Source organism: Klebsiella sp. Q2 (assembly GCF_009900705.1).
Classification (GTDB): Bacteria; Pseudomonadota; Gammaproteobacteria; order Enterobacterales; family Enterobacteriaceae; genus Klebsiella; species Klebsiella quasipneumoniae.
Genome location: NZ_JAAABE010000002.1, coordinates 321,112 through 337,841, shown reverse-complemented (window position 1 = coordinate 337,841; position 16,730 = coordinate 321,112). Strand labels below are relative to the sequence as shown.

20 protein-coding genes and 3 tRNA genes are annotated in these 16,730 nt (G+C 58.0%); 16 read left to right on the top strand and 7 right to left on the bottom strand.

The window, feature by feature from the left end; all coding sequences use genetic code 11:
• Positions 1–213: 213 nt before the first annotated feature.
• On the top strand, positions 214–1,362 hold the full coding sequence (cfa, locus tag GT756_RS09335) for a cyclopropane fatty acyl phospholipid synthase (RefSeq protein WP_004202893.1): 1,149 nt from the start codon (positions 214–216) through the stop codon (positions 1,360–1,362).
• Between the two features lie 36 nt (positions 1,363–1,398).
• On the opposite strand, the gene GT756_RS09330 is transcribed toward cfa, so the two are convergent.
• On the bottom strand, positions 1,399–2,034 hold the full coding sequence (locus GT756_RS09330; RefSeq protein ID WP_004202894.1) for a riboflavin synthase: 636 nt from the start codon (positions 2,032–2,034) through the stop codon (positions 1,399–1,401).
• Between the two features lie 229 nt (positions 2,035–2,263).
• On the opposite strand from GT756_RS09330, the gene mdtK reads away from it, so the two are divergent.
• Both mdtK and asr read left to right on the top strand, forming a co-directional pair.
• Positions 2,264–3,637: an MdtK family multidrug efflux MATE transporter gene (mdtK, locus tag GT756_RS09325; protein ID WP_004202895.1), complete on the top strand. Its 1,374-nt coding sequence runs from the start codon at positions 2,264–2,266 to the stop codon at positions 3,635–3,637.
• 177 nt (positions 3,638–3,814) lie between these two features.
• A complete protein-coding gene (gene asr, locus GT756_RS09320; protein WP_032456174.1) occupies positions 3,815–4,279 on the top strand; it encodes an acid resistance repetitive basic protein Asr in 465 nt (154 codons plus the stop codon).
• Positions 4,280–4,419: 140 nt separating this feature from the next.
• Here the strand turns inward: asr and GT756_RS09315 are convergent, their stop codons facing one another.
• A complete protein-coding gene (locus tag GT756_RS09315; RefSeq protein ID WP_004202897.1) occupies positions 4,420–4,998 on the bottom strand; it encodes a TIGR00730 family Rossman fold protein in 579 nt (192 codons plus the stop codon).
• Positions 4,999–5,251: 253 nt separating this feature from the next.
• Here GT756_RS09315 and GT756_RS09310 point away from each other — a divergent pair.
• The 3 genes from GT756_RS09310 (at position 5,252) to GT756_RS09300 (ending at position 5,490) form a co-directional block, all read left to right on the top strand.
• A tRNA-Val gene (locus GT756_RS09310) sits at positions 5,252–5,328 on the top strand.
• A gap of 4 nt (positions 5,329–5,332) precedes the next feature.
• Positions 5,333–5,409: transfer RNA gene (locus tag GT756_RS09305), tRNA-Val, on the top strand.
• 4 nt (positions 5,410–5,413) lie between these two features.
• Positions 5,414–5,490 (top strand) — tRNA-Val (locus tag GT756_RS09300).
• 121 nt (positions 5,491–5,611) lie between these two features.
• Here GT756_RS09300 and GT756_RS09295 read toward each other — a convergent pair.
• A complete protein-coding gene (locus GT756_RS09295) occupies positions 5,612–6,364 on the bottom strand; it encodes an SDR family oxidoreductase (protein ID WP_043519959.1) in 753 nt (250 codons plus the stop codon).
• 97 nt (positions 6,365–6,461) lie between these two features.
• On the opposite strand from GT756_RS09295, the gene GT756_RS09290 reads away from it, so the two are divergent.
• Positions 6,462–7,382, top strand: coding sequence for an AraC family transcriptional regulator (locus GT756_RS09290; protein WP_043519957.1), 921 nt, complete (start codon positions 6,462–6,464; stop codon positions 7,380–7,382).
• 1 nt (position 7,383) lies between these two features.
• Here the strand turns inward: GT756_RS09290 and GT756_RS09285 are convergent, their stop codons facing one another.
• On the bottom strand, positions 7,384–8,268 hold the full coding sequence (locus GT756_RS09285) for a LysR substrate-binding domain-containing protein (protein ID WP_043519954.1): 885 nt from the start codon (positions 8,266–8,268) through the stop codon (positions 7,384–7,386).
• A gap of 156 nt (positions 8,269–8,424) precedes the next feature.
• Between GT756_RS09285 and GT756_RS09280 the strand changes: the two genes are divergently transcribed.
• Together GT756_RS09280 and GT756_RS09275 are read left to right on the top strand one after the other, a co-directional pair.
• On the top strand, positions 8,425–8,940 hold the full coding sequence (locus GT756_RS09280; RefSeq protein ID WP_023318444.1) for a hypothetical protein: 516 nt from the start codon (positions 8,425–8,427) through the stop codon (positions 8,938–8,940).
• Between the two features lie 7 nt (positions 8,941–8,947).
• Entirely contained in the window at positions 8,948–9,784 is an 837-nt protein-coding gene (locus tag GT756_RS09275) for an MBL fold metallo-hydrolase (RefSeq protein WP_043519952.1), read from the top strand.
• 87 nt (positions 9,785–9,871) lie between these two features.
• Here the strand turns inward: GT756_RS09275 and GT756_RS25840 are convergent, their stop codons facing one another.
• The gene (locus GT756_RS25840; protein WP_002907802.1) at positions 9,872–10,021 is read right to left on the bottom strand and encodes a hypothetical protein; all 150 of its coding nucleotides are present in this window, start codon (positions 10,019–10,021) and stop codon (positions 9,872–9,874) included.
• 400 nt (positions 10,022–10,421) lie between these two features.
• Here GT756_RS25840 and GT756_RS09270 point away from each other — a divergent pair, with 400 nt between their 5' ends.
• From GT756_RS09270 to GT756_RS09255, 4 genes are all read left to right on the top strand, one after another.
• Positions 10,422–10,856, top strand: coding sequence for a winged helix-turn-helix domain-containing protein (locus GT756_RS09270; protein WP_017899535.1), 435 nt, complete (start codon positions 10,422–10,424; stop codon positions 10,854–10,856).
• A gap of 45 nt (positions 10,857–10,901) precedes the next feature.
• Complete coding sequence (locus GT756_RS09265; protein ID WP_043519949.1) at positions 10,902–11,618, top strand: hypothetical protein; 717 nt, start codon at positions 10,902–10,904, stop codon at positions 11,616–11,618.
• Between the two features lie 84 nt (positions 11,619–11,702).
• Positions 11,703–11,912: a YdgH/BhsA/McbA-like domain containing protein gene (locus GT756_RS09260; RefSeq protein WP_004202908.1), complete on the top strand. Its 210-nt coding sequence runs from the start codon at positions 11,703–11,705 to the stop codon at positions 11,910–11,912.
• Between the two features lie 152 nt (positions 11,913–12,064).
• Positions 12,065–13,081 carry an NAD(P)-dependent alcohol dehydrogenase gene (locus GT756_RS09255; RefSeq protein ID WP_023318447.1) on the top strand — a complete coding sequence of 339 codons (1,017 nt, stop codon included), beginning with the start codon at positions 12,065–12,067 and terminating at the stop codon, positions 13,079–13,081.
• Between the two features lie 47 nt (positions 13,082–13,128).
• On the opposite strand, the gene GT756_RS09250 is transcribed toward GT756_RS09255, so the two are convergent.
• Positions 13,129–13,764 carry a carbonic anhydrase gene (locus GT756_RS09250; protein WP_004202911.1) on the bottom strand — a complete coding sequence of 212 codons (636 nt, stop codon included), beginning with the start codon at positions 13,762–13,764 and terminating at the stop codon, positions 13,129–13,131.
• Positions 13,765–14,013: 249 nt separating this feature from the next.
• Here GT756_RS09250 and GT756_RS09245 point away from each other — a divergent pair, with 249 nt between their 5' ends.
• Positions 14,014–14,643 carry a LysE family translocator gene (locus tag GT756_RS09245; RefSeq protein ID WP_023318448.1) on the top strand — a complete coding sequence of 210 codons (630 nt, stop codon included), beginning with the start codon at positions 14,014–14,016 and terminating at the stop codon, positions 14,641–14,643.
• Positions 14,644–14,646: 3 nt separating this feature from the next.
• Here the strand turns inward: GT756_RS09245 and GT756_RS09240 are convergent, their stop codons facing one another.
• A complete protein-coding gene (locus tag GT756_RS09240) occupies positions 14,647–15,417 on the bottom strand; it encodes a DeoR/GlpR family DNA-binding transcription regulator (RefSeq protein ID WP_004202915.1) in 771 nt (256 codons plus the stop codon).
• 90 nt (positions 15,418–15,507) lie between these two features.
• Here GT756_RS09240 and GT756_RS09235 point away from each other — a divergent pair, with 90 nt between their 5' ends.
• Positions 15,508–15,891, top strand: a complete 384-nt coding sequence (locus tag GT756_RS09235) for a VOC family protein (RefSeq protein WP_004202917.1) — start codon at positions 15,508–15,510, stop codon at positions 15,889–15,891.
• Between the two features lie 31 nt (positions 15,892–15,922).
• On the top strand, positions 15,923–16,597 hold the full coding sequence (locus GT756_RS09230) for a CatA-like O-acetyltransferase, family 1 (RefSeq protein ID WP_160124719.1): 675 nt from the start codon (positions 15,923–15,925) through the stop codon (positions 16,595–16,597).
• Positions 16,598–16,730: the final 133 nt, after the last annotated feature.

Sequence of the window (16,730 nt, the reverse complement as noted above, 5' to 3'; positions counted from 1 at the left end):
ATCCGGGTTCACATAAATAAAAAATATTTAACAGATTAACGGATGCAGGATGCCTCTGTTTCACCATGGAAGGCCTTTCGGCAAGGGTTATCTCCCTTCCTCTGTTCTACGTCGGATAGCGACTTCACGGATTATCCGTGAGATTTCTCACAAAGCCAAAAAAGCGTCTACGCTGTTTTAAGGTTCTGATCACTTGGGCGTGATGGAGAAGCTATGAGTTCATCGTGTATAGAAGAAGTAAGTGTACCAAATGATGACTGGTACCGGATTGCAGCTGAATTGTTGGGCCGTGCGGGAGTTGAAATCAACGGCTCCGCGCCGTCAGACCTGCGGATTAAAAACCCTCTTTTTTTTAAACGCGTATTGCAGGAGGGGTCGCTGGGTTTAGGCGAAAGCTATATGGACGGCTGGTGGGACTGCGAGCGTCTGGATATATTCTTCCATAAAGTGCTCCGCGCCGGGCTGGAAAAACAACTCCCTCATCATTTCAAAGACACACTCCGCATCGCAGGCGCTCGCCTGTTTAACCTGCAAAGTAAAAAACGCGCCTGGATTGTCGGCAAAGAGCACTATGACCTCGGCAACGATCTTTTCAGCCGGATGCTGGATCCCTACATGCAATATTCCTGCGGTTACTGGAAAGAGGCGCAGACCCTCGAAGCCGCGCAGCAGGATAAGCTGGATCTCATCTGCCGTAAGCTGGAGCTCGAGCCAGGCATGCGAGTGTTGGATATCGGCTGCGGCTGGGGCGGTCTTGCCGAATATATGGCGCGAAATTACCAGGTGAGCGTTGTCGGCGTGACCATCTCCGCCGAACAGCAAAAGATGGCCCAGGCGCGCTGCGATGGCCTTGACGTAGAGATTCGTCTTCAGGATTATCGCGATCTGCACGACAGCTTCGACCGCATTGTCTCCGTCGGCATGTTCGAGCATGTGGGTCCCAAAAATTACGCCACCTACTTTGAGGTCGCCGATCGTAATTTAAAACCCAACGGCCGCTTCTTACTGCACACCATCGGTTCCAAAGTCACCGACCATAACGTTGACCCGTGGATCAATAAATATATCTTCCCCAACGGCTGCCTGCCGTCGGTACGGCAGATCGCCGATGCCAGCGAGAAGCACTTTGTGATGGAAGACTGGCACAACTTCGGCGCCGATTACGACACCACCCTGATGGCCTGGTATGAGCGTTTCCTCGCCAGCTGGCCGGAAATTGCCGATAACTATTCAGAGCGTTTCAAACGCATGTTCAGTTATTACCTGAACGCCTGCGCCGGCGCCTTCCGCGCCCGCGACATTCAGCTCTGGCAGGTGGTGTTCTCGCGCGGAATAGAACACGGACTGCGCGTCGCCCGTTAAAACACAGTCCCCCGCTCACCGGCGGGGGATTTTTTTTCAGGCTTCACTGACCTTTGCCGCCATCTCTTTCGCCGCCAGCACGCGTTCGACCGTATCGACAACCGCCTGGGTTTGCGGGTCGATCTCGATATTGACGCGGTCGCCCAGCTTTTTCGCCCCCAGCGTGGTCCGCTGCAGCGTCTCCGGAATAAGATGCACGCAGAATCGGGTTGCCGTCACCTCACCTACCGTCAGGCTGATGCCATCGATACCGATGAATCCTTTATAAAGGATATATTTCATCAGCGTCGGATCCTGTACTTTAAACCAGATCTGACGGTTATTTTCGGAAGTGAGGATCTTCACGATTTCCGCGGTGGTCATAATATGGCCGGACATCAAATGCCCGCCGATTTCATCACTGAATTTCGCCGCCCGCTCGACGTTAACTTCATCCCCGACCTGAATATCGCCGAGATTGGTAATCCGCAGCGTCTCTTTCATGAGATCAAAGCTGATGCGCGCGCCGTTGATGTCGGTCACCGTCAGACAGCAACCGTTGTTGGCTACCGATGCCCCGGTTTCGAGCCCCTCCAGCATATGCGCCGGCAGCTCCACCACGTGGGTGCGAAAATTGGGTTTATCATCAATGGAGACCACTTTCGCGGTTCCCTGAACAATACCAGTAAACATGTTTGGCTCCTGTTGAAAATCATGACGGTATCATTACCGTTTTCGCTATCGGGAACAATAACAGGAGGGCTGAGCGGTTGCCAGCGCGCTTCGTGCCTCGACTCTTTTTTCACTGGCTTAATGGCTAATCCTCGCTACAATAGACTGGAATTTCCTCATTTTTATCCCCTTGCTGCCAGTTACGGCGGCTTTTTTAGTCTCAAAATAACAACAATACAAAGGTGTTCACGTGCAGAAGTATTTCATTGAAGCGCGTCAGTTATTAGCTCTGGCTATACCCGTCATTCTTGCGCAGGTAGCGCAGACGGCGATGGGTTTTGTCGATACCGTGATGGCGGGCGGCTACAGCGCCACCGATATGGCCGCGGTGGCCATCGGAACCTCCATCTGGCTGCCGGCCATTCTCTTCGGCCATGGGCTGCTGCTGGCGCTGACCCCGGTGGTGGCGCAGCTTAATGGCTCCGGGCGTCGGGAGCGTATCGCGCCGCAGGTGCGTCAGGGCTTCTGGCTGGCGGGGCTGGTCTCGGTGCTGATCATGGTCGTGCTGTGGAATGCCGGGTATATCATCAGCTCCATGCATAACATCGATCCGCTGCTGGCGGAGAAAGCGGTTGGCTATCTGCGCGCGCTGCTGTGGGGGGCGCCGGGCTATCTGTTCTTCCAGGTCGCCCGTAACCAGTGTGAAGGGCTGGCAAAAACCAAGCCCGGAATGGTCATGGGCTTTATCGGTTTACTGGTCAACATTCCGGTGAACTATATCTTTATCTATGGCCATTTCGGCATGCCAGAGCTGGGCGGCGTCGGCTGCGGCGTGGCGACCGCCTCCGTTTACTGGGTGATGTTTGCCAGCATGCTGTGGTGGGTGCGCCGGTCGCGTTCGATGCGCGATATCCGCTGCGCCGAGGGCTTCAGCGGCCCCGATTTCGCCGTCCTGCTGCGGCTGGTGCAGCTGGGGCTACCCATCGCCCTGGCGCTATTCTTCGAAGTGACCCTGTTTGCCGTCGTCGCGCTGCTGGTCTCCCCGCTCGGGATCATTGACGTCGCCGGCCACCAGATTGCGCTGAACTTCAGCTCGCTGATGTTCGTTCTGCCGCTGTCGCTGGCGGCCGCGGTCACCATTCGCGTCGGCTTCCGCCTCGGCCAGGGCTCAACGATCGATGCCCAGGTTTCCGCCCGTACGGGTGTGGGCGTGGGCGTCTGCCTGGCGGTGTTTACCGCTATCTTTACCGTGCTGATGCGTAAGCAAATTGCCCTGCTGTACAACGATAACCCGGAGGTGGTGATGCTGGCCTCGCATCTGATGCTGCTGGCGGCGGTCTACCAGATCTCGGACTCTATTCAGGTGATCGGCAGCGGTATCCTGCGCGGCTATAAAGATACGCGGTCTATCTTTTTTATCACCTTTACCGCGTACTGGGTGCTGGGTTTACCCAGCGGCTACCTGCTGGCGCTGACCGACGTGATTGTCCCCCGCATGGGGCCCGCCGGCTTCTGGTGCGGATTTATCATCGGCCTGACCTCCGCCGCTATTATGATGATGCTGCGGATGCGTTTTCTGCAGCGCCAGCCCTCCAGCATCATCTTACAGCGCGCCGCGCGCTGATCCTGCCAAAGCCCGCCACCCTGGCGGGCTTTTTCTTTCTTCAGTTATGTTCCGACGTTGTACATTCCGTTACTCCCCGACACCAAAGACTCACTGATGAGCGCCCCGGAGATGCATATAGTGTGGCCAACAGCCCCGCAGTGGGGTTACTCAGGAAACCAATTCGAGGATTTCAGCATGAAAAAAGTATTAGCTCTGGTTGTTGCCGCTGCTATGGGTCTGTCATCTGTTGCTTTCGCAGCCGACGCCGCGACCACCACCCCGGCTACCGCAGCCAGCCACACCACCGTTCACCACAAGAAACATCACAAAGCGGCGGCGAAACCGGCAGCCGAACAGAAAGCCCAGGCAGCGAAGAAACACCATAAAGCGGCGACAAAACCGGCCGTAGCGCAGAAAGCCCAGGCAGCGAAGAAGCATCACAAAGCCGCGGCGAAACCGGAAGCAGCGCAGAAAGCCCAGGCAGCTAAAAAGCACCATAAAGCCGCGGCGAAACCGGCCGTAGCGCAGAAAGCCCAGGCAGCAAAGAAACACCATAAAGCGGCGACAAAACCGGCCGTAGCGCAGAAAGCCCAGGCGGCGAAGAAGCACCATAAAGCGGCGCACCACGCAGCCAAACCGGCGGTACAACCGGCGGCATAACGGTCAGGGCGTTAAGGTGATAAACCGGCGCTGAATAGCGCCGGTTTTTTTTCAGGAGGACATCATGCTGCAACGCTATCGCTTCGAATTGCTGTTGGTTCTGCTCATCGTCTGCGCGCTGTTTACCCTTCGCTTGATGTTTAAATAGCGGGCTGCTGAACCCATTTACGGGCCGGCGGCGTATAGTCGCGGAAACCGGCGATAATCTCCTCTGGCGAAGCAGCAAACGGCAGCATCTCCGCGTAGCGCGGGTGCATAAATCCTTCCCGTACCATGTTATTGACCATCGCCTGCAGCGGATCGTAATACCCCTTGATATTCAGGAATGCGCACGGTTTTTCATGGATGCCCAACTGCGCCCAGGTCCACTGTTCGAAAATCTCTTCAAGCGTCCCCGCTCCGCCCGGCAGAGCAATAAAGCCGTCGGCCAGCGCCGCCATTTTGGTTTTCCGTTCGTGCATATCCTCCACCACATGCAGCTCCGTCAACCCGCGGTGGGCAATTTCCCGCTCCACCAGGCCGCGCGGCATTACGCCGATGACCGTGCCCCCGGCCTCCAGCGCCGCATCGGCAACCGCCCCCATCAAGCCAACTTTGCCGCCGCCATAGACAACAGCCAGTCCCTGCTGCGCCAGCATGTGGCCAACCCGTCGGGCGGTTTCGAGATACAGCGGATGTTCGCCAGCTGAAGAACCGCAGAAAATACCAATCGATTTCATCTTCCTTATTACTCCTCTCTTCTGGTGGGCGCTAATTTAACACAACGGCAACCCTTACCCGCAGGGTGAGACCGGCAAAGAAAAGAGAGGCGAGGCGCCTGCTGGCGAAGAAATATCCTTGTGGTTCAGTAAAATATCGCCGGAGTGGGTAAAAGATCCGCAATCGCATGCAATGTACAAGAAAAGTGACGTTTACCTCTTGCCACATCCCCTGCCTGCCGCTAATATGCGTCCCCGTTGTCACCACAACATTGCGTTCGTAGCTCAGTTGGTTAGAGCACCACCTTGACATGGTGGGGGTCGTTGGTTCGAGTCCAATCGAACGCACCATTATGCGTTTATAGCTCAGTTGGTTAGAGCACCACCTTGACATGGTGGGGGTCGTTGGTTCGAGTCCAATTAAACGCACCATAATGCGTCTGTAGCTCAGTTGGTTAGAGCACCACCTTGACATGGTGGGGGTCGATGGTTCGAGTCCATTCAGACGCACCAATCTCGTTTCGTATCATTCCCTCTCAACATTAGCCTGCTGCATCGTGACCGGAAAACGCACGCCTTCTGCGCTTCCAGCCTGAACGTCATCGAACCCTGCCAGCGACAAAGCGAAACCCGATTATTCGCGACCAGGAATAGCCTGCGCCATCGCCAGGGCATCCTCCCCTGCCGGCAACCGCGAAGGGGCTTGAGGATCGTTCACCATCCGCCAGACGGCCTGAGCCACATCGACAGCCTGCGTCACGCTGGCGTTATCCTGGATGCTGTCGAGGATCTGCTGGCCGAGCGGCGCATAGCTCTCCGGGAGCTGGCCCATCGTTCGACGAGCGTTTTCCCCGAAGCGGGTCTGGGGAGCGCGTCCCGGCAGGATCACACCGACGCGAATATTAAAGGGCCGCAGCTCCAGCGCCAGCGACTCCGTGAAGGCATTCACCGCCGCTTTACTCGCGGTATAGACCGCCAGCAGGGGCATCGGCTGCAGGGTGACCGCCGAGGTGATATTAATGATCGTCCCGCTACAGCGCGCTCTGAACCGGGGAAGTACCGCCTGGGTCATGGCGATAGTCCCAAGCGTGTTGGTGGCAAACAGGTTCGCTATCGCCTCGTGCGACGCCCCCTCCAGGGCATTGAGCATCCCCACTCCGGCGTTATTGACCAGAACGTCAATCTCTCCGGCCTCGGCAATCGCCTCGGCGATACTCTGCGCTGAGGTGACGTCAAGACGCACCAGCCGCAGACGGTCGCTGGCCGGCAACAGATCCTCGCGCGGAACCCGCATCGTGGCGATAACCTTCCAGCCCTGTTCAAGAAAATAACGCGCCGTCTCCAGACCAAAACCCGATGAACAGCCGGTGATCATAATCGTTTGCATCTCTCTGTCTCCGTTGGTTTCTTCCTTTTCATCATAGACAGCCCGCTCCGGACGATATAGGGTCAATAATCCATTATTCTTTAGCAGGAGTCCGGAAATGAGCGACCCGCTGGCGGAAATCATAGCGATGCTCAATCTCAGAGCGGTGCTGACCAAAACCATTGAGGGGGCGGGAGAATGGCGCGTTAAACGTTCAGACCAGGGAATGTCGTTCTACGGCGTGGTACTGGAAGGCGGCTGTCGGCTGGAAATAGACCAGCATGCGCCGCAGATCCTGCGCGCCGGGGATTTTATGTTGATCCCGGCGGCGTACCGCTTCGCGTTAACCAGCCTGACCCCGCCGCCTTCACCGGCGCTGGAGACCACCCCGGTGAAGCTTGCGGCGGAACACTTTCGCCTGGGAGCTCTCGACCAGCCAGCGGAGATGCTGGCGCTGATTGGCCACTGCGCTGCCGATTCGGATAACGCCAGCCTGCTAACCTCCCTGCTGCCCGCCTTAGTGGTGGTTCGCGACCAGCCGCGGCTGGCCACCTTTGTCGGGCTGCTGAAAGAGGAAGCCCAGGCGGATCGCGCAGGCAAATCTTTCGTTCTGGCGCGGATGGTTGAGCTGCTGTTTATCGAGGCCATCCGATCCTGCGGAACGCTCGCCACCCCCGGACTGATGCGCGGCCTGAGCGACCCGCGGGTCGCCCAGGCAATCCGCCTGCTGCATCAGGCCCCCGCCAGACGCTGGACCGTCAACGCCCTGGCCGCCGACTGCGCGCTGTCTCGCTCGACGTTATTTGAACGCTTTACCGGCCTGACCGGAATGACCCCGATGGGCTATTTGTTGAGCTGGCGCATGACCCTGGCCATGCAGTGGCTGGGCGAGACGGGCATCAGCATAACGGATATCGCCGAGCGCCTCGGCTATGGCTCGACCAGCGCGTTCAGCGTGGCCTTTACCCGATATGCCGGGATATCGCCGGGCAAATATGCCCGCCAGCGGGCGGCGCAGCGCCCCCCAGGCCCGCCATAAGTTAACCTGCCGCAATCGTCGTCTGCAGCCAGCGCTCAAACAACTGCAGCGCCGGCTCCCCCTCGCCGCCGCCGGGTTTGATCAGGCAAAAGCGCTTGGCCAACGTCGGTGAGCCCGGCCATGGGGCGACCAGCGTCCCGCTGCGCAGTTCGCTCTCCACATACATCTTCGGCACCAGGGCCACGCCCTGCTGGCTGAGTACCGCAGCGATTGCCATCTCATGCAGATCATAGCGCGGCCCCTGCTCCGGATTATCCAGCGCCAGACCGCACTCGCGGGCATAGTGCAGCCAGGCGTCCGGGTTTTGCCGCCGATGAATGCGCGGCAGCCGGTTCAGCAGCCCCGGGAGATCGTCATCCGTCAGCAGCGCGGCATGACAGACCGGCAGCAGATACTCCGCAAACAAAAACGTCACATCCATTCCGGTCCACGCCGGGTGATCAAAATGGATGGCCGCATCAAATCCGCTGCCCGGCAGAATAAAGGGGTCGCTGCGGGCGGCGATATTGACCACGATATGCGGATGCTGCGCCGTGAACTGCCCGAGCCGGGGGATGAGCCAGCGGCTGGCGAAGGTGGGGAGCACGGCGATCTCGAGACTGCTGCCATCGGCGGGCATCCCGCTGACGTCGTGGGTTTCCCGCTCCAGCCTGCTGAGGATCTCGCGTACCTGTCTGGCATAGCGGGCGCCAGCCGGATTGAGCCGTACCCGGCTCCCGATCCTGTCAAAGAGTTTGCTGTCGAGGAGCGCTTCCAGACGGGCGATCTGCCGGCTGATGGCCCCTTCCGTTAACGCGAGCTCCGCCGCCGCGCGGGCAAAGTTGCCGTGGCGGGCGGCGGCCTCAAAGGCCAGTAGCGCAGCGCTGCTGGGGATTTTACGACGCATAGCCAATGCTCCTTGTGCGGGCCCATTGAAATTCAGTGACAGAATATCACTGAGTGATGAATAAACATCGTTTTTCAGCGCCATTATTGCCGGATAGGATGAGGAAAACTCACTAAAGCGCGTTATGCGCTGAATCATCTGTCTCTCGAGGTCACTATGCTCTATGTCGTCGAATGCGCCTACACCGACCCGCAAAGCGAAGCGGCGTGGAATACCTTTTACAATCGGGAAAAATTGCCGGCGCTGGTCTCGGTGCCCGGTTTTCATGCCTCCCAGCGCTTCTGCGCGTTCAGCGAGGGCTGCCCTCGCTACCTGGCCCTACACGATATCCGCGATGCCGCCGTCCTCGACAGCGACGCCTATCGCCGCAATGGTGGGGGTCATTTTGCCCGCTGGCAATCGGCGATCGCCGACTGGCATCGCCACCTCTATCTCACGACTAACGCGCTGCGGGAGGTGGCTCCTGACGAGGTGCTGCTGCTGAGCGATACCGCGGAAGCCCTGCCCGTCGCTGCGCCGATCGTCCTGCAGCCCGGGGGTCTGGCCACCCGGCATACCCGCTATGCCGCCATCGTCCCGCGTGACGATCTGCATCACCGGGTCACCTCTGCCGCGGTCTTTATCTATCAGCCCATTACCGCCAGGTTGCGTCACCCGGCGGAGCAAGCGTGAGGTCAACATGACACCTGCTCCCTTTTATACCCTGACAGCAGGCGACCTGACGATAAGCGCCATCAGTGATGGTCAGATGACAGCGCCGCTGACGCTACTCGCGGGGATCGCCCCTGAAGAGGCGGCGCGTCTGCAGCGCCAGGCCGGGTTAACCTCGCCGGAGGCCATCGAGATCGGCGCTTACCTGATCCGCGGACGCGGGCACACGGTGCTAGTGGATACCGGCACCGGCGGGGCCAACGGCGTCGGCGGCGCGCTTATTGCCAATCTGGCGCTGCTCGGCGTGCGCCCTGAGGAAATTGACACCATCCTTCTCACTCACGCGCACCCGGACCATATCGGCGGCCTGCTGACCGCCGCCGGTACACCGGCTTATCCCAACGCCATGGTGTTCCTACCCTCGCGGGAAAGCGCTTACTGGCTGGCGCCATCGACACTGGACAACGCCAGCGATCGTGGACAACGTAACGTGCTGCTCGTCCGCCGCATAATGGCGATCTGTGCGACGCAAATTCGTGATATTGATGAAGACGAGCCGGTAGCCGGGATCCGGCCATGTCCCCTGCCCGGCCATACGCCAGGGCATACCGGATATCGCCTTGAGGCGGGCGGAACGTCGCTGCTAATCTGGGGGGATATCGTCCACTTTCCCTCGATCCAGAGCGCCCGGCCAGAGGTGTCGGTGGCATTTGACGTCGATCCTGACCAGGCCCGGCATACACGGGAAAGTCTGCTGCGCCAGGCCGCCAGCGAACGGTGGCTCATCGCCGGTATGCATCTTGGCCTGCCAGGTTTCGCCCGCGTGGAGAATACCGCCTCAGGCTACTGCCTGCGCCCGGTGTGACCTTCGCGGCGAACACCGATCACAGCGAAACCCCGGTCGTGACATTAACGCGACCGGGACGTGGTGTCTGGGGAAGTGGACTAGCCGTTAACCGCGGCTCTTCCAGCCTTTTTTACTTTTGCAGCTGGCTTTGGTGGCGACCCATGGGTGACGCAGTTGGGTCAACTGAAGATCCTGAGAGGCCGGGCTGGCGGACCAGCGTTTGTTGCACAGAGGCTTACGAGTTGCAATGACCATAAAAACGCTCCTGAAAGTAATGAACAGTTCCCTGGGTAATTCCATAAGTTCAGAATCAGCTTATCACCGCTTAAACGTAGTTATTTCAATCTTTGTTTTGCTATGTAAATGGTGATTGCCACCTGAAAGGTATTAAATTGATCTAGATCAATGTAAGTGCGATTTTTTGATTTCGCCACCTATATTTTCAACCGTTTAACTTCGGCCACCGCTTGATTAAGACTTTTCCTATACCACATAATCCAACAGAAGAGGGCAAGATTATCAGATTTTTATTCTAGTTATGTATGCTAATGTGGTTAATTGTTTTGATTATTCTAGCTAATAAAATTCACTTGGTCAGACCGCCGCAGGCGGTTACTCTGCACCGGCAATACGGGGATTTGTCAGGGAGTGGTGGATGACTACAGGCTATAAACTACTTGGCTATAAGTTAGCGGATAATATTTTCTACTGCCTGCATCATCGGGAAATTATCGCGTTACGTGGGACGCGAACGCAGGTTCAGCTGCGCAGCACCATGGCTTGTTTACTGGAGTATTTGCTGGCGCATGGCAGAGAACGTCTGGTCAGCGATGAAGAGTTAATGATTAACGTCTGGGAAAAAAATAATCTCCGTCCGTCCGCGCAGCGATTATGGCAGGTTATCCAGACCCTAAAATCTCGCTTAAACCAGGCGGGGGTCGAAAGCACGTTAATTGTCCGCGTTAAATGCGCAGGGTATTATATTAACCCTGCTTGCGTAGCCGAAATTTATTCCTTCAAACCGCCGGGCATGATGAATTATATAAATAACTCGCCTGCTGATATGAATAAGCTCCTGGTTCGCAACTAATCTCCTCTCCACGCCGTTTAGATCGCTTGCAACAGGATTTATTCTTTGAATATTTTAATTCACAGCAATAATATTTATTTTAATATCGGCCTCGCCCAGTGTTTCAGAGATATTCAGGAAACCCTGCCCGGTCTGAATATTATTCATTCACTGCCGCTCAGCCATCTGCCCGATCTGGCCGGGATGGATGTAATTATTTTAGCGCTGGAAAACTATCACGATTATCAGGCCGCTGCTGAATTAGCCCAGCGCTATCCCGGTCTGGTGGTCGGATTTACCTCCGCCAACAATGTGAGACGCGGACGCGCCTTTTACGCGGATACCCTCCTGTGGGTCAGCCAGCGGGAAAGCGTTCACGAGATCGGCCGCCTTCTGCGCCGGCTGGCAGACCGTAGCCGCCCTTTCGCGCCGCGCCATCAGCGTCAGAGTCACTCCTCCCGGCTGCGAGCCCCACTTAATGACCTGGAGATGCAGATGATTCGTGGCGTGGTCGACGGACAGTCAATTAATCAGATGGCGGACGCGCTGGGGGTTAATCGCAAGCGGGTTTATAACGGACTGGAGCGGATCAAAATGAATTTTCGCCTCGTCAGCCATACCCATTTTCATCATTTTATGACCGCGGAGGCCACGTTTAGCCACCTCTGCGCCGATCACAGCTGCTATAGACCAGGAGTACGGCCAGCCCGGCAACGACGTGCCGCATCGCGATCGGCCGAAAATCATTCATATAATTTGAATGAGTTTCGCAAATTGTTTTGATTTTAACCACGAGGTATTGCGCGTATTCTTTATCACATCAGGGCGACAAGCCCTATATCAGACACCAGATTAAGGAATACGACCATGAAATCCATCAAAACTTTCGTTGCTGTTGCTGCACTGTCACTGTTCTCTTCCGTTAGCTTCGCCCAGAGCGTCAGCGCCACCGCCTCCACCCTGGACCGTGCTGAAGCCAAAATCGCCGCCCAGGCCGCTGAGCAGGGTGCGTCCTATAAAATCACCAGCGCCCAGTTTAATAATCGCGTCCATATGACGGCTGAGCTGAGCAAATAATCTCTTCGTTCTTTCGCAATGAAAAAAGCGCCGTCAAAAACGGCGCTTTTTTTTCGCCTCTTTCTCCGGGCAGTGATTTCCTGAGCGGCGCGCTGTGGCGTTCAGCCAATTCCGGGCCAATACTTACCGTATCCCCCGGAAAAGAGAACCCGATGATGAAAGCCTGGATCGTCAACAAACCCGGTTCACTGGACAATCTGCAGCTTGTCGATCTTGCCGACCCCGGCGCGCCGGCGGCAGGCGAGATCCGCGTAGCGCTCCACGCCACCTCCCTGAATTATCACGATTTGCTGGTAGCGACGGGGGTGATTCCCACCGCCGATCGGCGGATCCTGATGGCGGACGGCGCGGGGGTGGTCGAAGCGGTTGGCGCCGGAGTCAGCGAGTTTCAGCCAGGCGACCGGGTGGTGGCTGGCTTTTTCCCGCAGTGGCTGGATGGCCGTCCTGGCCCGCAGGTGAAGGACTTCAGCCAGACCCCGGGCGACGGCGCCGAGGGGTTTGCCTGCCAGTATGTGGTCAGACCGGCCAGCCATTTTACCCATGCGCCTGACGGATGGAGCTTCAGGGAAGCGGCGACTATCACCACCTCCGGCCTCACCGCCTGGCGCGCGCTGGTGGTGGAGGGGCGGCTAAAAGCGGGCGATACGGTGCTGACGCTCGGCACCGGCGGCGTGTCGATAACCGCCCTGCAGCTGGCGAAAAGCATGGGCGCGCAGGTCATCGTCACCTCCTCATCAGATGAAAAGCTCGCCCGCGCGCGCGCCCTGGGGGCTGACCATCTCATCAATTACCGCACCACCCCGGCGTGGGGTGCTACGGTGCAGGACATCACCGGTCATCGCGGGGCCGATATTATCCTCGAGCTCGGCGGACCGGGCACCCTGAGCCAGTCGTTCGAAGCCGTCCGTGTTGGCGGACACATCGCCCTCATCGGCGTCCTGACTGGCTTCGAAGGTCATGTGCCCACCCATCTGCTGATGAGTAAACAGGCCCGGTTGCAGGGGCTAGTGGTGGGTCATCGCCGGCAACAACAGGACTACGTCAACGCGCTGAACCTGCAGGCGTCGCGGCCGGTCATCGATAAAGTGTTTGATTTTGCGGCCTTACCAGACGCCTTCCGCTATCTGCAAAGCGGCGCCCATTTCGGCAAAATTTGCGTGGAGTGGTAGGGGTGAGGAGATGAGATGAACAGGGCCTCCGTGCCCTGGGAACGGCTTTATTCGAAAAAGACGTCCGGATTGTCCGACAGCGAAACAAAGGATTTCGTGTTTTTATCCAGCGCCTGAATCTCGCCGCTTTCAATGTCGTAGAACCAGCCGTGCAGGCGCAGGGTATGGTCGCGCAGGCCGACGGCCACCGACGGGTGGGTTTTGATGTTGTTCAGCTGAGCGATGACGTTTTCCTGCACCATGCCGTTGACCTTATCGGTTTCGCTGGCCCAGGTTTTCTTTTCCACCACCGCTTTCGCAGCATCAGCGTAGCGCAGCCAGTGAGACACCGCCGGCATCGGCTCCAGGCACTGGCAGGTGGCGATCGCTTTCATCGCCCCGCAGTTTGAGTGGCCGCAGATCACGATATCAGTCACGCCCAGCGCAACCACGGCATACTCAATGGTCGCGGATACACCACCCGGCTCCGGCCCGAAAGACGGCACGATATTCCCGGCATTACGAATAACAAAGAGCTGTCCCGGCTCCTGCTGGGTAACCAGTTCCGGCACCAGACGGCTGTCAGAGCAGGAGATGAAAAGCGCTTTGGGATTCTGGCTGGAAGCCAGGCTGCGGAAGAGCTCTTTACGCTGGGGGAAGATCTCTTTCTGGAAGTTGAGGAAGCCCTCAATGATATGTTGCATAGCAGTGTCTCTTCTCTGTAGTTATTACGGTATGACAAAGATCACAGTTATTCAGTTTACCATTGCTGACAAGAATGGGAATCGTTATTCAAACAGTTGCGCAGAAAACGCGCGCCGCGGATGCCCATTCAGCCTCGCCTATTCCACAGGGTTTTCACGTGCTTTCCTGAGCCAGTTTGCTACTCTGTCTGCTCGTACCGTCCCCACGTTGCCGACCGCCTGACGGCGGCGAACACACCAGGAGTTGCTATGTTCTTATCCAGCCTGATGGCCATTGCCGCGGTGCTGATCATGGGCGTGATCAGTCCCGGCCCGAGCTTTATTTTTGTCGCGCGCAATGCGGTCGCCCGCTCGCGCCTGCACGGTCTGGTGACCGCCCTCGGCACCGGCGCCGGCGCCGCCATTTTTTCTATTATGGCGATGCTGGGCCTGCAGAAGGTGCTCACCGCGGTGCCAGAGCTGTTTATTGGCTTGAAAGTAGCGGGCGGGCTCTACCTGTTGTGGCTGGGCTATAAGATTTTCCGCGGTTCGGCGCAGCCGATGGATTTTTCCGCCAGCGGTATGGCCGGCAACCATTCGTTGCTGAAGACCTTCCGCGACGGGCTGTATACCCAGCTGAGCAATCCCAAAACCGCGCTGGTGTTTGCCTCGATTTTTACCGCCCTGCTGCCGACGCAGATCCCCACCGCGTTCTATTACATCGTGCCGCTGATGAGTTTTCTGATTGACGTTAGCTGGTATTCACTGGTGGCGCTGGTGCTCTCCGCCGATCGCCCGCGTCGGGTCTACCTGCGGTTGAAGCGGCGAATCGATATCGCCACCGCGACGGTGCTGGGGGCGCTGGGCCTGCGGCTTATCGCGACCTCACTCACCCGCTAGCGGCTACACGGTATGGATACGGATATCGTGTTGCTGAAAGGCAACGCGATATTCGCGACTAATATTCTCCTCCACCACCAGCACATCGATATCGCTGCTCGCGGCCACCACGAACCGCGCCACCGCCGGAATTTTATCCGAGGTCAGGCCGATGATAATTTCGCTGCACTGCTTAATCACCGCTTTCTTAAACTCACAGTCGGCATAGTCAAAGCCGGTCAGGCCTGACTCTGGCGCCATGGCGCAGCCGCCGATAAACCCCTGGTCGAATAACATCCCCTGCACCTGAGCCACCGCCGCGGCCCCAACGCAGCCCCCGCTCGCCCGCTGCACCTGACCGCCGAGCATCACCACGTCGTAGAGCGGCTTTTTCACCAGCACCGCGGCGATCTCCGGAGAGTTCGTCACCACCGTCAGCGCAAGCTCGGCGGGCAGCGCCTCGGCCATCGCCAGATTGGTGGTGCCGGTATCAATGAAAATAGTGCCGCCGGGTTTCACCAGCCGGGCGCACTGCTGCGCGATCCTGAGTTTTGTTGCTCGGTTTTTATCTTTCCGTTCACTGTAGTCTCCCGCTTCCGGCAGGCTCAACACCGCCCCGCCGTAGACTTTTTTACAGACGCCTTCGCGGCTAAGCTCATGCAGATCGCGGCGGATAGTATGTTCAGACACCTGAAGACGCGCCGCCAGATCCGCACACACCACCCTGCCGTTTTCCTGCAGGATCTGGCAAATCAGCGCTTGTCGCTGTTGGGGAAAAGCAGCATAATCGAGCAAAGCAACTCCTTAAATAATCATAAACGAGCAACAGTAAGCATGATCGTCTGCCCTGCTGTGATTGTCAATGTTCCTGCCCGGAGGTTTACCATGAAAATTGCCCATTTCGCTCTGTGGACCCAACAGCTTGAGGCTCAGGCCCGCTTCTGGGTCGAGTTCTTTGCCGCCAGTATTAATGAAAAATACCTCAGCCAGACCAACCCCGGATTTGCCTCCTATTTTGTCACCATCGACGACGAAGTAGTGATCGAGCTGATGACCAAGCCTGGCCTGCAGCAGGCCAGCGCGGATAATAACCATACCGGCTGGGCGCATCTGGCCCTCTCGGTGGGCGGCGCAGAACAGGTCGATGCCCTTGCCCAACGCGCTGGAGCGGCGGGAATACTGGTTTCACCCCCGCGCACCACCGGCGACGGCTATTATGAGGCGGTGATCGCCGATCCCGATGGCAACCTGATTGAAATCGTCGCATAGTCAGTAGACCGCCAGCTATAAGGAGGCATCCATGGCACGTTACCGGATCATCGACACCGCGGCCTGGCCCCGCCGGGACCATTTCACCTTTTACCGACAATTTGCCAACCCCAGCTTTAATCTCTGCGTTCCGATAGAGGCGCAGCGCCTGTACGAATGTGCGAAGGACCGGCGGGTCTCATTTTTTCAGCTCGCGCTCTATGCCCTGCTGCGCGCGGCCAACGGGGTGCCGCAGCTCCGACAGCGTGTGCGCGATGGCGAGGTGATTGAATATCACAGCCTGGCGGTCATGACGCCGGTGATGACCGTCGAGGAGGGCTTCCGCCAGGTATGGTGCGACAACGCTGCCGAGTTCACCGCCTTCAGCGCCGCGGCAACGCCGAAGATCGTCGCGGCAAGAGAGACATCGCCGGCGCCGCTCATCGTCGATGGCGAACATTTTATCTGCGCCAGCTGTCTGCCGTGGCTCCACTTTACCTCGATGACCCATGCGGAATACGCGGTGGGCGCCGCGGTTCCGGCGCTCACCTGGGGGAAACTGCAGAACGGCGTGATCCCGGTGGCCGGGCGATTTAACCATGCCTTCGTCGATGGTCTCCATGCCAGCCGCTTTTATGCCCTCGTCGAAGCGGGGTTTCGCGACCCCGAGCGGCTCTGGCAACCGCTAACCGCGACCGCCCCCTCACTGCTTCCCCCTACGGCGTAGGATCGCTGAGAACTCGCCACACTCACCGCCGGGCAGCCTTCCCTCTGTCCGGAGGTCGCTTTTCCCTAACTGTCGCCTTTGCAACAGGCAGCGCAAAAGTGCGCTGCATTTGCAGCAGTCCGCTCCGTCAGCA

Bases quoted from the DNA above. Each gene is read 5' to 3' on its own strand.
- cfa (WP_004202893.1), top strand. From the start codon at position 214: ATGAGTTCATCGTGTATAGAAGAAGTAAGTGTACCAAATGATGACTGG.
- GT756_RS09330 (WP_004202894.1), bottom strand. From the start codon at position 2,034: ATGTTTACTGGTATTGTTCAGGGAACCGCGAAAGTGGTCTCCATTGAT.
- asr (WP_032456174.1), top strand. From the start codon at position 3,815: ATGAAAAAAGTATTAGCTCTGGTTGTTGCCGCTGCTATGGGTCTGTCA.
- GT756_RS09315 (WP_004202897.1), bottom strand. From the start codon at position 4,998: ATGAAATCGATTGGTATTTTCTGCGGTTCTTCAGCTGGCGAACATCCG.
- GT756_RS09295 (WP_043519959.1), bottom strand. From the start codon at position 6,364: ATGCAAACGATTATGATCACCGGCTGTTCATCGGGTTTTGGTCTGGAG.
- GT756_RS09290 (WP_043519957.1), top strand. From the start codon at position 6,462: ATGAGCGACCCGCTGGCGGAAATCATAGCGATGCTCAATCTCAGAGCG.
- GT756_RS09285 (WP_043519954.1), bottom strand. From the start codon at position 8,268: ATGCGTCGTAAAATCCCCAGCAGCGCTGCGCTACTGGCCTTTGAGGCC.
- GT756_RS09280 (WP_023318444.1), top strand. From the start codon at position 8,425: ATGCTCTATGTCGTCGAATGCGCCTACACCGACCCGCAAAGCGAAGCG.
- GT756_RS09275 (WP_043519952.1), top strand. From the start codon at position 8,948: ATGACACCTGCTCCCTTTTATACCCTGACAGCAGGCGACCTGACGATA.
- GT756_RS25840 (WP_002907802.1), bottom strand. From the start codon at position 10,021: ATGGTCATTGCAACTCGTAAGCCTCTGTGCAACAAACGCTGGTCCGCC.
- GT756_RS09270 (WP_017899535.1), top strand. From the start codon at position 10,422: ATGACTACAGGCTATAAACTACTTGGCTATAAGTTAGCGGATAATATT.
- GT756_RS09260 (WP_004202908.1), top strand. From the start codon at position 11,703: ATGAAATCCATCAAAACTTTCGTTGCTGTTGCTGCACTGTCACTGTTC.
- GT756_RS09255 (WP_023318447.1), top strand. From the start codon at position 12,065: ATGATGAAAGCCTGGATCGTCAACAAACCCGGTTCACTGGACAATCTG.
- GT756_RS09250 (WP_004202911.1), bottom strand. From the start codon at position 13,764: ATGCAACATATCATTGAGGGCTTCCTCAACTTCCAGAAAGAGATCTTC.
- GT756_RS09245 (WP_023318448.1), top strand. From the start codon at position 14,014: ATGTTCTTATCCAGCCTGATGGCCATTGCCGCGGTGCTGATCATGGGC.
- GT756_RS09235 (WP_004202917.1), top strand. From the start codon at position 15,508: ATGAAAATTGCCCATTTCGCTCTGTGGACCCAACAGCTTGAGGCTCAG.
- GT756_RS09230 (WP_160124719.1), top strand. From the start codon at position 15,923: ATGGCACGTTACCGGATCATCGACACCGCGGCCTGGCCCCGCCGGGAC.